Origin of the sequence: Roseovarius sp. THAF8 (assembly GCF_009363735.1) — a bacterium.
In the GTDB taxonomy this organism is placed as follows: domain Bacteria; phylum Pseudomonadota; class Alphaproteobacteria; order Rhodobacterales; family Rhodobacteraceae; genus Roseovarius.
Genome location: NZ_CP045410.1, coordinates 610,795 through 623,514, shown reverse-complemented (window position 1 = coordinate 623,514; position 12,720 = coordinate 610,795). Strand labels below are relative to the sequence as shown.

Annotated in this window: 15 protein-coding genes; 2 read left to right on the top strand and 13 right to left on the bottom strand. The window is 63.3% G+C overall.

Annotated features, from left to right (window positions below; all coding sequences use genetic code 11):
* Nucleotides 1-9: 9 nt before the first annotated feature.
* Both FIU85_RS03015 and infC read right to left on the bottom strand, forming a co-directional pair.
* Nucleotides 10-1,686, bottom strand: coding sequence for a peptide ABC transporter substrate-binding protein (locus FIU85_RS03015; protein WP_254703043.1), 1,677 nt, complete (start codon nucleotides 1,684-1,686; stop codon nucleotides 10-12).
* A 227-nt stretch (nucleotides 1,687-1,913) separates the two neighbouring features.
* Nucleotides 1,914-2,459: a translation initiation factor IF-3 gene (gene infC / locus FIU85_RS03010; RefSeq protein WP_216647080.1), complete on the bottom strand. Its 546-nt coding sequence runs from the start codon at nucleotides 2,457-2,459 to the stop codon at nucleotides 1,914-1,916.
* Between the two features lie 203 nt (nucleotides 2,460-2,662).
* On the opposite strand from infC, the gene FIU85_RS03005 reads away from it, so the two are divergent.
* Nucleotides 2,663-3,526, top strand: coding sequence for a translation initiation factor 3 (locus tag FIU85_RS03005; protein WP_152495799.1), 864 nt, complete (start codon nucleotides 2,663-2,665; stop codon nucleotides 3,524-3,526).
* A 73-nt stretch (nucleotides 3,527-3,599) separates the two neighbouring features.
* Here FIU85_RS03005 and FIU85_RS03000 read toward each other — a convergent pair whose 3' ends face one another.
* From FIU85_RS03000 to cysG, 6 genes are all read right to left on the bottom strand, one after another.
* Nucleotides 3,600-4,445: a ferredoxin--NADP reductase gene (locus tag FIU85_RS03000; RefSeq protein WP_152495798.1), complete on the bottom strand. Its 846-nt coding sequence runs from the start codon at nucleotides 4,443-4,445 to the stop codon at nucleotides 3,600-3,602.
* Between the two features lie 71 nt (nucleotides 4,446-4,516).
* On the bottom strand, nucleotides 4,517-4,948 hold the full coding sequence (locus tag FIU85_RS02995) for a DUF934 domain-containing protein (RefSeq protein ID WP_152495797.1): 432 nt from the start codon (nucleotides 4,946-4,948) through the stop codon (nucleotides 4,517-4,519).
* On the bottom strand, nucleotides 4,945-5,691 hold the full coding sequence (locus tag FIU85_RS02990; RefSeq protein ID WP_152495796.1) for a phosphoadenylyl-sulfate reductase: 747 nt from the start codon (nucleotides 5,689-5,691) through the stop codon (nucleotides 4,945-4,947). Before FIU85_RS02990 ends, FIU85_RS02995 begins: the two co-directional genes overlap by 4 nt.
* Complete coding sequence (locus FIU85_RS02985) at nucleotides 5,678-7,345, bottom strand: nitrite/sulfite reductase (RefSeq protein ID WP_152495795.1); 1,668 nt, start codon at nucleotides 7,343-7,345, stop codon at nucleotides 5,678-5,680. The genes FIU85_RS02990 and FIU85_RS02985 overlap by 14 nt, the downstream gene beginning before the upstream one ends.
* The gene (locus FIU85_RS02980; protein ID WP_152495794.1) at nucleotides 7,345-7,647 is read right to left on the bottom strand and encodes a DUF2849 domain-containing protein; all 303 of its coding nucleotides are present in this window, start codon (nucleotides 7,645-7,647) and stop codon (nucleotides 7,345-7,347) included. The genes FIU85_RS02985 and FIU85_RS02980 overlap by 1 nt, the downstream gene beginning before the upstream one ends.
* A complete protein-coding gene (gene cysG / locus FIU85_RS02975) occupies nucleotides 7,647-9,041 on the bottom strand; it encodes a siroheme synthase CysG (RefSeq protein WP_152495793.1) in 1,395 nt (464 codons plus the stop codon). The genes FIU85_RS02980 and cysG overlap by 1 nt, the downstream gene beginning before the upstream one ends.
* A 146-nt stretch (nucleotides 9,042-9,187) precedes the next feature.
* On the opposite strand from cysG, the gene FIU85_RS02970 reads away from it, so the two are divergent.
* Nucleotides 9,188-9,649 carry an Lrp/AsnC family transcriptional regulator gene (locus FIU85_RS02970; RefSeq protein ID WP_057794009.1) on the top strand — a complete coding sequence of 154 codons (462 nt, stop codon included), beginning with the start codon at nucleotides 9,188-9,190 and terminating at the stop codon, nucleotides 9,647-9,649.
* Nucleotides 9,650-9,653: 4 nt separating this feature from the next.
* Here FIU85_RS02970 and tpiA read toward each other — a convergent pair whose 3' ends face one another.
* Genes tpiA through FIU85_RS02945 form a run of 5 tightly spaced genes read right to left on the bottom strand, consistent with a single transcriptional unit; the run spans nucleotide 9,654 to nucleotide 12,586 of the window.
* On the bottom strand, nucleotides 9,654-10,406 hold the full coding sequence (gene tpiA, locus FIU85_RS02965) for a triose-phosphate isomerase (RefSeq protein WP_152495792.1): 753 nt from the start codon (nucleotides 10,404-10,406) through the stop codon (nucleotides 9,654-9,656).
* A 59-nt stretch (nucleotides 10,407-10,465) separates the two neighbouring features.
* Complete coding sequence (locus tag FIU85_RS02960; protein ID WP_057794005.1) at nucleotides 10,466-10,816, bottom strand: iron-sulfur cluster assembly accessory protein; 351 nt, start codon at nucleotides 10,814-10,816, stop codon at nucleotides 10,466-10,468.
* A gap of 32 nt (nucleotides 10,817-10,848) precedes the next feature.
* On the bottom strand, nucleotides 10,849-11,568 hold the full coding sequence (locus tag FIU85_RS02955; protein WP_152495791.1) for a DUF3307 domain-containing protein: 720 nt from the start codon (nucleotides 11,566-11,568) through the stop codon (nucleotides 10,849-10,851).
* Nucleotides 11,565-12,173 carry a MarR family transcriptional regulator gene (locus FIU85_RS02950; protein WP_152495790.1) on the bottom strand — a complete coding sequence of 203 codons (609 nt, stop codon included), beginning with the start codon at nucleotides 12,171-12,173 and terminating at the stop codon, nucleotides 11,565-11,567. The genes FIU85_RS02955 and FIU85_RS02950 overlap by 4 nt, the downstream gene beginning before the upstream one ends.
* Before the next feature lie 50 nt (nucleotides 12,174-12,223).
* Nucleotides 12,224-12,586, bottom strand: coding sequence for an SUF system Fe-S cluster assembly protein (locus tag FIU85_RS02945; protein ID WP_057794000.1), 363 nt, complete (start codon nucleotides 12,584-12,586; stop codon nucleotides 12,224-12,226).
* Nucleotides 12,587-12,720: the final 134 nt, after the last annotated feature.

The following is a 12,720-nucleotide window of genomic DNA, read 5'->3' as shown; positions in this document are numbered from 1 at the left end:
TTTTCGGGATCACTCCGCCGACTTGCGGTACCAGTCCGCCGCGTTCCACAATTCGCTGTCCCAGGTGTTCATGACGACACCACCCAGGCTGTCTACATGGGCCGAAACCCGCCCGCGATGTACCAGCGGCAGAATCGCGAAATCCTGCATCAGCATGTCGTTGAGCGCCCGCGCCAGTTCGGCACGAGCTTCCAGGCCCGCGGTTTCGCGAAACTCTTGCACCAGGGCGTCGTATGCCTCGTTGCAATAGCGCGGCATGTTGGTGCCCTGCCACTGGTTTTCCGGTGTCGGAATGCGGTCACATGTCCAGCTGGCCATATACGCCTCGGGGTCCGTGCCATCGAACATCTGGGCGTACATCTGCACGTCGGCAAAGAACTTCTGATAAGTGTCCGGACTGTTGGGATCGCTTCCGAAAAAGACGTTCCCGTCGATGCTGCGCAGCTCGGTTTCGACCCCGATCTCTGACCACCAGCTCTTGATCGCCGCCTGAAAGGTCTGGCGGACCGCGTTGGTGGAGGTTTGAAACAGAATGCGCAGATCGATCCCGTCCTTGTCGCGGATGCCATCGCCATCACTGTCGGTCCAGCCGGCCGCGTCCAGCAGCGACTTCGCACCTGCCATGTCCTGGGTCTTGCAGGCCTCGTTGGCGTCGGAGGCATAGATTTCCGGCGCAGGCAGGATGTTGCAGGTCATCGCACCCGCTTCGCCATAGCCAATCTCGACGAGGATCGCCCTGTCGATCGCCAGGCTCAGGGCCTGGCGCACGGCGACATCGGTCAGAAACGGGTGGTCATGCGCCCGGGTCGCACGCTCGTCCCCAAGTGCGGCCGAGGGATCGGTCAGATTGAGGACGACACGTTCAACCAGCGTCCCGAACGCCGAGACGATGCTGCCATTGCCTGCCGCCTGCATCCCGTCCAGCACCTCGGGCGGCAGTTGCAGGTTCCAGGCGTAATCGTAGTCTGCGGTTTCCAGCACGGCCCGGCCCGCATTTTCGGCGGTGCCACCGCCCTTGATCAGCAAGCTGGCGAAGGCAGGCTTCTCGGGCTCCCGGAAATTCGGGTTGGCGGACATCTTGACGATGTCCCCCGCCCGGAACTCCTCCAACACGAACGGGCCGGTGCCTATGGGATAGAAATTGGCGTCTGTGCAGGTCGGCGCGCGGTCGCCAAGGCAATCGGCGAATTGCCGTGCCTGAAGGATCGGGGCCGAGGATCCCACGAATGCGTCGTAGGGAAACGGCTTTGCCTCGTCGAAGCGTATGACGACCGTCCGGTCATCCGGCGTATCGATGCCTGTGATCCCGGCGAACTTGTCGGCATGCGCGCAACCGCCACCCTCGGCGGTGCAGTATGTCCAGGTGAAACGGACATCGCTGGAGGTGACGGGCGTGCCGTCGGACCAAAGCAGCCCGTCGGTCAGGGTCCAGGTGACGGATTTCATGTCTTCGCTGACGCCGCCGTTTTCCAGCGTCGGGATCTCGTCCACCAGCCACGGCACCATCGTGCCCGTCTCGTCGTAGCGCGCCAGCGGCTCGAGGACCAGGCTGGCGGACTCGATGTCCTTGATGCCGCCTGTCAGATAGGGGTTCAGGATCGAAGGGGCCTGCCAGAAGATAACGTTGACCTGTCCATCGCTTGCCCGTTCCGCGGCGCAGACCTGCGCGACGCTACATGCAAACATCGCCGCCGCGGTCAGCTGTCCCCACTGCATCCCCGTGTCCTCTTTTGGTTCGTGCCACCTCCCACGACGCCGACAATGGCCTGTCGTGAACCCCTGGGTCGTGTGAGTGACGGGGTCCGGGCGTATGACGACGGCATCTGACCATTTGCCCGGCGGAAAATCAAGCGGTCAGCCCGGTCAGGGCAGACCGAAGACGCGACAAAACCTGTCTGCGCAAATTATGGGATCTACCTGGCGCCCGGCGCGATGATCATAATCATCTGGCGGCCTTCCATCTTCGGCATGTTCTCGACCTTGCCGATTTCCTTGATGTCCTCGGCCACGCGTTGCAACAGGTCGCGGCCCAGGTCCTGGTGCGCCATTTCGCGGCCACGGAAGCGCAGCGTGATCTTCACCTTGTCGCCATTCTCAAGAAACCGAAAGACGTTGCGCATCTTGACGTCATAGTCGTGCGTATCGGTGTTGGGGCGGAACTTCACCTCCTTCACCTCGATGACCTTCTGCTTCTTGCGCGCCTCGGACTCGCGCTTCTGCTGTTCGTACTTGTACTTGCCGTAATCCATGATCTTGCAGACCGGCGGATTGGCGTTCGGCGAGATTTCCACGAGGTCTAGACCGGCCTCTTCCGCCATGCCCATGGCCCGTTCTGGCGTCACAACGCCAACGTTTTCGCCATCCGCGCCGATGAGGCGGATTTCCGGAACGCGGATTTTATCGTTGATGCGGGGGCCGGTGTCGCGCGTCGGGGGCGCGTTGTGTGGTCTGCGGGCTATGGTTTTTGTCCTTCGATCGTTCAACAAGTTTGAGGTCGCAAGGTAACTGCGGCCAAGGGGTGTTTCAAGCGGCAAAATGGGCTGTCAGTGCCCCAAGCGAAGGTAATTTCCCCTTGCGCACGCCGATTTTACGCTTCATCTCGAAGCAACGTTAAGGCAGGCTGTGACTGTCTCTAGATACCTGCCAGTTGAGGGGAATACCAATGAGAAACATTTTGTGGCTGATCGTCGCCTTGGCCATTCTTGCCGGCGGCTACATGCTGTTCACCGGCAAGTCTCCGCAGGAGGTCGTGGAAGAGGTCTCCGAGACCGTGTCGACACCCGAGGAGCTGGGAAGTGCCGGCGATGCCGCCGGTGAAGCGGTCGAGAACGCCGTCGAGGACACCGGCCAAGCGCTCGACGAGGCTGCCGAGGCGACCGAGGAGGCTGCCGAAGATGCCGCGGCGGCCGCAGAAGATGCTGTCGATGCTGCCGGGGACGCGGCCGATGAAGCGGCGCAGGACGCGGTCGAGGCCGGCGACGATGCGGCCAATTTCGCCGAGGACACCGCGTCGGATGCCGCCAACACGGCCAGTGAAGCCGCGGATGATGCGGCGGAAGCCGCCGCCGACGCCGCGGATGCGACCGAGCAGACAGCCGAGGAAGTCGCCGAAGAAACAACGCAAGCCGCCTCGGACGCCGCAGATGCCGCCGCCGACACTGCAAGCGACGCGGCTGATGCGACGGAAGCAACCGCCGAGGATGCGGCTGACGAGGCCGCGGATGCGACGAGCGATGCGGCAGCTGCAACCGAAAACGCGGCAGAAGACGCCGCGAGCGCTACCGAAGAGGCCGCGGAAGACGCCGCGACCGAAGCCGGGGACGCAGCCGAGGCGACCGAGACCTCCATCGAGCAGTTGCTGACGCCCGAGGGGTTCGATTACGACAAGGTTGCGGACTACATCGACAATTCCGACCTTGGCCCGGTGCAGAAGACAGGGCTGAAATCCAGCCTGGAAGCCGCGCGGGACAATCCCGATATGTTGGACAGCGCGCTGGACGCGGTGCGTGAAGCGCTGAACATCTGATCGTATCAGGCTGCTGAAACAAGAAAACCCGCGCTGCGATCAGCGCGGGTTTTTTCGTGTTTGCTGACGAGGTTCAGTCGAGAAAGGCTTTTTCGACCACGTATTCCTTCGGATCGGAGTTGGCACCCTCGCGCAGGCCGTATTCCTCCAGCATTTCCTTGATCTCGAGGTTGAAGGCCAGGTTGCCGCAGACCATCGCGCGGTCGATCTCGGGCGTAAGAGGCTCAACCCCCAGGTCTTCGAAGACTTCGCCCTTGCGCATCAAGTCTGTGATGCGGCCCATCTTCGGGCTCTCCTCTCGCGTTGTGGTGGGGTAATAGCGCAGCTTCTCGTGAAAGCCTTCGCCGATCAGTTCGGCCAGCATCTCGTCGGTGCGGATGCCGTCGATCAGCTCCTTGCCATAGGTCAGCTCACCCACCTCGCGGCAGGTGTGGGTGATGATCACCTCGTCATAATCGGTATAGGTTTGCGGATCGCGCAACAGCGAGGCGAAAGGCGCAAAGCCTGTGCCCGTTGCGAAAAGCCAAAGGCGCTTGCCCGGCAAGAGGGCGTCATGCACCAGCGTTCCCACGGGCTTGGGCCGGAGGATGATCTCGTCGCCCGGCTGGATATGCTGCAGGCGGCTGGTCAGGGGGCCGTCCTGCACCTTGATCGAGTAAAACTCCAGCTCATCATCCCAGGACGGCGAGGCGATGGAATAGGCCCGCAGCAGGGGCTTTTCCTTGCCGGTCTTCTCGTCTTTCTGCATCAGCCCGATCATCACGAACTCGCCCGAGCGAAAGCGCAGGCTGGCGGGCCGGGTGGTGCGGAAGGAAAACAGCCTGTCGGTCCAGTGCTTGACCGCCGTCACGGTCTGGGCGTCGGGCAGGGTGGGGACTTTGACGGGTTTCGCTTCGGTCACGGTCACGGTCTCGTTCATCAGCAATCATAGCCCGAGGTCTTAGCCCGGGCGCCTCCTCGTATACTTTGATTCAGGTCAGATGACAGGGGTTATTCGGCGGGAATCCTGCCGCGCTCGGCGCCGCGCAGGCGCGCCTGGTAGTCATGCGCCTGCCAATCCGCCCGGAACAGCCATTGGTCCTCGGGCTGCCGTTGGGCCAGGTCGTCCGAGATTTCGACCTCGTCGAAGCCCGAGCGGCGCGCCATGGCGTATTGGTCCGCGATGACATGGCCACGGGCACGCAAGCGCCCCTTGAAGCCCATCAGCCGGAGTTGCCGCGCGATGGTGAAGCCGCGCCCGTCGGAAAAGCTGGGAAAGTCGACGCGGATCATCGGGATGTCAGATATCCGCCCGGCCAGTTCATTGGGGTCGTTGCTGGACGCAAGATCGATGGCACAGCCAGGATGCGCGTCGTTCAGCGCGGCGATGGGGCCGTCCCAGTCGTCGTTTGCAAAGCCTTGATCGGTCACGATAACGCTCATGCCGTTTCTCCTGTTCTGACGGGTTTTCCGTTGACGAAATGAATGCCGCATTCGGATTTGTCGGAGCCGCGCCAGCGGCCCGCGCGGGCGTCTTCGCCGTCGGCCACACGGCTGGTGCAGGGTTTGCACCCGATGGAAGGATAGCCCTGCGCCACCAGCGGATGCCGGGGCAGGCGGTTTTCTTCCATGTAGGTCTGCACGTCTTCGCGGGTCCAATGCGCCAGCGGGTTGACCTTCATCCGGCCCGTGGACTCTTCGGTCTCGAAGAAATCGAGCGCCGCCCGGTCACCGCCGTGATAGCGTTTGCGCCCGGTGATCCAGCCGTCGAACCCTTGCAACGCGTATTGCAGAGGCACCGTCTTGCGCAGGGTGCAGCAGGCGTCGGTGTCGGCTTGGTGCAGGGTGCCGTCGGGGTCCTGCTTGGCCACCGCGTCGGTGTCTGGACGAATGATGCGCAGGTCCTTCAGACCCAGCCGCTCGGCCAGTTCCTGCTGGTAGACCAGCGTTTCGGCAAACAGCATCTCGGTATCGAGAAAGATCACCGGCGTGTCGCGCTTCAGCACCGAAATCATGTGCAAAAGCACCACGGATTCCGCGCCGAAGCTGGACACGAGCGCCAGCTTGCCCGCCTCGGGGCTGGCCAGCGCATGGCGCAGCACGGCGGTGGCGGAGTTCAGGCGATACCACTCGTTCAGACCCGAGACTCGGGTCGGCAGGCTGGTGTCGATCTTACTCTGCAGCATAGGCCTTGTCCTGTTCGTAGAGGGCGGTCTTGAACGGCGCCATGCCGACACGGCGGTAGAATTGCAGGAACGTCTCGTCCCGGTCCTGCCGCTGGTCGAGATAGGTCTCGACGAGGCGTTCGACGGCCGGAATGATCTCGTCGGCCGAGAAGCCCGGTCCGGTACGGTCGCCGATAGCCGCGGTCTCGGTGTGGTCGCCACCCAGCGTGATCTGGTAGTTCTCGACGCCTGCGCGATCGAGCCCGAGGATACCGATATGGCCCACGTGGTGATGGCCGCAGGCGTTGATGCAGCCCGATATCTTGATCTTCAGCTCGCCGATATCATGCTCCAGCTTCAATTCGTCGAAGCGGGTTGCGATCTGCTGGGCGATCGGGATGGAGCGCGCCGTGGCAAGCGCGCAGTAATCCATGCCGGGGCAGGCGATGATATCCGAGATCAGGCCGATATTCGCCGTGGCCAGCCCGTGCTTTTTCAGAATGGCGTGCAGCGTGGGCAGGTGCGACTTATGCACATGCGGCAGGATCACGTTCTGCTCGTGGCTGATGCGCAGCTCGTCATGGCCGTAGAACTCGGCAAGGTCGGCCATCACCCGCATCTGGTCCGCCGTGGCGTCACCGGGCGTGGCACCGTGGGCCTTGAGGCTGATCTGCACGATTGAATATCCCGGCGCCTTGTGGGCGACGAGGTTCGTGTCGGCCCAGGACCGGAAAATCGGGTCGGTCTTGTACGTGGTCTCGAACACCTCGGTGCCGTCCTGCCGGAAGACGGGCGGGGCGAAGGCGGCCTTGATGTCTTCGAAGAGAGCGACGTCGATGCCCGAAAACGCGGGGCGGATAATCTCGAACCGCTCCTGAACCCGGGCGCGGATATCGTCGATGCCATGTTCGTGCACAGTGATCTTGATACGCGACTTGTACTTGTTGTCGCGCCGACCCAGCAGGTTCCAGACGCTGACCGTGGCCTCGATATAGGGCAGCAGATCTTCTTGGGCGACGAAATCGGACAGGACCTTGCCGATCATCGGCGTCCGGCCAAGGCCACCGCCGACGAGAACGCGGTAACCGATCTCGCCCTCACGCTCGACGATCTGGATGCCGATATCGTGCGCCTTGATCACGGCGCGGTCATTCGGGCTGCCGGTGACGGCGATCTTGAACTTGCGTGGCAGGAACTGGAATTCGGGGTGGTCGGTGGACCATTGCCGCAAGAGTTCTGCCACCGGGCGCGGATCGGCGATCTCGTCCTCGGCGGCGCCTGCGAAATGGTCAGCCGTCACGTTGCGGATGGTGTTGCCGGAGGTCTGGATGGCGTGCATCTCGACCTCGGCAAGCGCATCGAGGATTTCCGGCACGTCACGCAGCTCGGGCCAGTTGAACTGGATGTTCTGGCGCGTGGTGAAATGGCCATAGCCCTTGTCCCAAGTCTCGGCGATATGGGCGAGCTGGCGCATCTGGCGCGAATTGAGCGTGCCATAGGGAATCGCCACACGCAGCATGTAGGCGTGCAATTGCAGATAAAGGCCGTTCATCAGACGCAGCGGCTTGAACTCGTCCTCGGTCAGGTTGCCGGCGATGCGGCGCTCGACCTGGGCGCGAAACTGGCGGTTGCGCTCGGCGACGAAGGCCGCGTCGAATTCGGAATAGGAATACATCAGTTTACCTCGGCTTGTTTGCCATGGTCATAGTTGGACGGGCCGGTGCGGCGGAATTCCTCGCGGAAATGCGTCGGCTGCGGGCCGTCGTCAGAAGGTTTGGCATCGGCCAGATAGGGCCCGACGACCAGTTCGGGCTGGCCTTCGGCCTGCGCCAGCCGCAGCTTGGCGAGCGCCTCGTCGCTGATCAGTTCAGCCTCGGAAAGGTGCCGCGACCAGCGGTCATCGGCAGTTTGATACACGACGTCGCCTTCCAGCAGCGCGTTGGCGGTGACGACCTTGGGGGTGAATTCTCTGGGCATCAGGCGAACTCCTGGGTCGAGAGGGAAAGACTTGCCTCGGCGGCACGCGGTGCCAGGCCGATGAAGGTAAGGGCGGGGCCGTCGAGATCGGCGGCTTCCAGATCCTGCGCCATGCGGGCCACGGTGGTGTCGACGATGCGCTGTTCCGGGCGCGAGGCGTTCTCGACGATGCTGACAGGGGTGGCGCGGTCGGCGCCATGCATCAGCAGGCGGCCTTGGATGAAGCGGCTGGATTTCTTGCCCATGTAGATCGCGGCCACCTCGCCGGGTTGGGCCAGCGTGGCCCAGTCCTGCTCGGCATAGCCTTTCATGTCATGGCCGGTGACGAAACGCACCGCGGCATTGCGCTGGCGCTTGGTCAGGCTTTGGCCGATGGCGGCCACACCGGCAGAGGCGGCGGTGATCCCGGGCACGATGTGCCAGCCGATCCCGGCGGCATCGACCGCGTCGATTTCTTCGTCGAGGCGGCCGAAGACGGTCGGATCGCCACCTTTCAGGCGCACCACCTGCGCGCCGGTTGCGGCGTGTTCGACGATCAGCGCGTTGATATCCTCCTGCGACATCGACGGGCCAAAGCCGGTTTTGCCGGCGTCGATCAGCGTCGCTTCGCGGCGGGCAAGTTCAAGGATTTCGGGCGTGACAAGCCGGTCGTGGATCACCACGTCGGCGGCGTCGAGCGCCTTGCGGGCCTTGAGGGTCAGCAGCTCCGGGTCACCGGGGCCGGCGCCGACGAAGGCCACGTGACCCTTACGCTCTTCGGCCTTCACATGTTTGTCCAGAAGGGCGGGCAGGGCGTTGGTGACGGCCTCTTCGCCGCCTTCATCCATCGCACGCCGGCCGGTGCCGAAGTAATACTCCGACCAGAAGTCGCGGCGTTTGCGGCCCATGGGCAGTACCTCGACCGCCTTGCGGAACGCCTTGCCGATCCGGGCGAGAGTGCCCAGCGTGGCGGGCAGGCGCTCTTCCAGATCGGCCTTGATCGCGCGGGCCAGAACGGGGGCCGCGCCCTCGGTGCCGATGGCGACGGTCACCGGGTCACGATCCACGATCGCGGGCGTGATGAAGGCGCTGTCCTGCAGGTTGTCGACGATGTTCACCAGCGCGCCCTCGGCGCGGGCGATGGCGGAGGTGCGGGCATCCTCGGCCTCGTCCTCGTCCGCGGCGTAGAACAGAACGGCGCAGGTCGTGTCGCCCGGCTCCATCGCGCGACGCACGAGGCGCAGCTTGCCGGCGGCGTGCCAGTCTTCGATCTCTTGCGCGGGAGACGGGGTGAACACTGTCAGGTGCGCTTCGGTCTTCAGCAGCAGGCGCAGCTTGGCCAGGGCCGCGTCGCCGCCTCCGGACAGTACGACGCGACGGCCCTCGAGCGCGACGAAGATGGGAAAATGTTTCACGGGGGCTTGCCTCCGGCTGCGATTGACTTGCCCTTAGATATAGAAAATATTCCCGGTATTGCGCCACTGGTCGGCGCGAATAAGGACATGCGTTCCAAAATGCTTTCAGCGGACAGGGCGTGTTCCGGGAAAAGGGAAATTGTGGAATGAGTGTTCGCCTTGACGAACTGGATCGGAAAATCCTCTTGGAACTGCAAAAGGACGGCGGGCAGTCGCTGGACGATATCGCCAAATCCGTGGGCAGTTCGAAGACGCCGGTGTGGAACCGGATTCGCAAGATGCGGGAAGGCGGTGTGATCCGCCAGCAGACCTTTCTGCTGGATCCAGAAGCCTTGGGACTGGAGGCCTGTTTCTTTGTCCTGATCCGCACGTCAGAGCACGACAAGGAGTGGCAGGACAGGTTTTTGAATGCGCTGAGAACCCGGCCCGAGGTGATGGAGGCGCACCGGCTGGCGGGCGATATCGACTATATCCTGAAGGTCGTGGTCAGCAACGCGCGGGCCTACGACACCTTTTACCAGGCGCTGATTTCAGAGGTGAAAGTGCACAACGTTACCGCGCTCTTGTCGATGGAAGAGATCAAATCGACGACGATGTTGCCGGTCTAGCCGATCATGTCGATTGCTCCAGCGCCTTGATAATGGGCGAGAAATCCGCGGCCTTGAGGCTTGCGCCGCCGACGAGGGCGCCATCGACATTGTCGGTGGCGAAAATCTCGGCGGCGTTGTCGGGTTTCACCGATCCGCCATAGAGCAGGGGGATCGCACCGCCTTCCTCTGCGCCGAAGCGGCGGATCATGTCGGCGCGGATGAAATCGTGAACCTCGTCGATCTGGTCGGTCGTGGGAATCCTGCCGGTGCCGATGGCCCAGATCGGCTCGTAGGCGATCACCGTATTGGCCGCGGTGCAGGCATCGGGCAGGGACGCGGCGAGCTGGCCGCCGATGATTTCGAGCGTGCTGGCCGACTCGCGCTGCGCCAGCGACTCGCCCACGCAGACGATGGCGACCAGCCCGGCGGCGTGGGCCGCGCGGATCTTGGCGTTGACGGCGTCACTGCTTTCGCCGTGATCTTCGCGCCGTTCGGAATGTCCGAGGATGACGCTGGTGGCGCCGGCGTCGGCCAGCATCTGGGCAGAGATATCGCCGGTATGGGCGCCACTGACCTGCGCGTGACAATCCTGTCCTCCGATCTGAACGGACGCGTCCGCCATAAGCGCCGCAGCCGGATGTATCAGCGTGGCGGGCGGGCAGATGAGAATGTCCACGGACGGATCGGGATGCGCCTGTGCGAGAGCGGACAATTCCTGCAAGGCACTGCGCGTGCCGTTCATCTTCCAGTTACCAGCCGCCAGCTTACGCGCCATTCCTTACCTCCCGGTTAATTGACCGGAGTGGTAGCGGCTCGGGCCGGGCGGGGCAACGGCTACATGCCTTCGAACTTGATCGACTCGCCGCAGCCGCACGCCTCGGTGACGTTGGGATTGTTGAAGACGAAGCCCGATTCCAGTAGCGAGGTCTGGTAGTCGATCTCGGTCCCGAAAAGGAACATCTGCGCCATGGGCGCGATCATGACGCGGGCGCCGTCCTGTTCGACCACCTCGTCGTTAGGGTCGACCTCGGTCACATAATCCATGGTGTATTCCATGCCCGCGCAGCCGCCTTTCTTGACGCCGATGCGCAGGCCCTGGTGGCCGTCCTTGTCCATCAGGCGGGCAATCATCGACGCCGCTTTGGGGGTCATGGTGACCGCCTGCTTGCCTGGAATTCCGAACATGGTGCTGCCTTTCTCGCTGCGTTGCCCTCAATTTAAGCAAGCCACCGGGCAATCTCAAGCGGGGGCAGCAATTCCATCCAGGCGCGGGTGGCCTCGGCCACGAGAAAGGCCCAGGCAAAGGAGGCCAGCGTGCCGATGATCACATATTCCGCCGTTTTCTGATCCCGCGCGGCGGTGCCGAAGCGCAGGATGGATTTCGCCGTGATCAAGAAACCCACGCCAAGCGGTTGATTTGCCATGACGAAAAAGAAGATCAGGCCACGCTCGATCAGCCCGATCTGGCGGCCGCCGTTGCGCAGGCCACGTTGCTGGATCAGCGTGCCATGCGAGCGCATCAAGAGGCCGATGGCGTATTCTCCGGCGACCAGTGTCGCGATCAGGCCGGAGAGAAGCGCCATCAACGGCAACAGGGTGGGCATGTCGGCCCAGGCGCCGGTGGCCCAGAGGGTGGGGGCGTAAAACGCGACGGCGACAATCACCAGTAGGTGCAGGGCCTGATCGGCGAGAAACGCCGTCAGGCCCTTGAAATTGCCGTAGGTTTTGGCGCAGTCGATGGCGACGTGCAGGGCGGCGAGGGCCAGAACCGGCAACGCATCCACATGGCCCAGCGCGGCCATGGAGGCCACCAGAACCAGCGCCCCGTGCAGAAGCATGACGCCGAAATGGCGCTTGTGGCGGTGGATCCAGTCGGTTTGCAGGACGAAATCGGCCAGGACATGAGCAAAGAGGAGGGCGGTCAGGGTCTCGATCATTCCGACGTCTCCAGCAGTGTCAGGGCATCGTGCAGGGCCGGGTAGCCGGCGGCATGAAGCGCCTGATCAATGGCCTGGCGGGAAATGCCGAGGCGGTCGGCGGCGACACGGCGCGGTCCTGTTCCGGGGGGCAGCATCGCGGCCACGGCGCGGGCCTGCGCCTGGGTCCAGCCCTGCGCGATATGGTCGGCAAGTCGGAAGGTGGCGTCGAGCGGGCCACCGGCGGCGTGGGCGAGGAGCGTGTTGCCCGAGAGCGTTTCCAGCAGGCGGCCAGAGGCGCTGAACGCGGGGCCGTGGGCGCTGTTGGGGTTGGCGTCGGAGAGGGTGCCTTTGCCGGTCGCCACGGCGATGCGCGTTTGCACTGCAGGATCCAGCGCCATCAGGCTGGATTGCAGGTAAAGCGTTGATCTGAAGGTGTATTCAGCCGCGTTGACCGCCAGTTGCCAGCCGTCCCCGCCGCGTCGTCCGAAGGCAATCGTGGCGCCCTGGCCCCAAGCGGAAATGTCATCTGACAGCCGGTCGAGGCAGGCCATGACATCGTCCAGGCGGTCCGCCGAAAGGGCGGCGGAGTCGACGATATCGCCGGTGAGGACGGTCCAAATCATAGGCAAGTAATATTACTTGCTTTTGCAAAATGCAAGCGTTTTTGCTTGCCTTACATGAACCCGAGTTCGAGCCTTGCCTCGTCGCTCATCATGTCCATGCCCCAAGGCGGCTCCCAGGTCAGATCAACATCAACCTGTTTCACACCTGCTAACGGCTCGATCGCCTCGGCGACCCAGCCGGGCATCTCGCCGGCGACGGGGCAGCCCGGGGCGGTCAGGGTCATGATGACGCTGACCTCGTTCTGGGGGGTGATGTCGATCGTGTAGATCAGGCCGAGGTCATAGATATTCACAGGGATTTCAGGGTCATAGACCGAGCGGCACGCTTCGACGATCTGGTCGTAAAGCGGGTGATCCGTGCTGGAGGGCGCGATCAGCGGCGCGCCTTCGAGAGGTTCTGGCTGTTGGGTCATGTCACGTCCTGTGCCGTTATCCGACTGAATATATAAGGATATGAGAGCGCCGCGTCCAGAGGGGGTGCGGTGGATTAACGCCCCGATATCGGCCGGATCGGGCGGGGGTGACATGCGTGCACCCCGCGTGCACC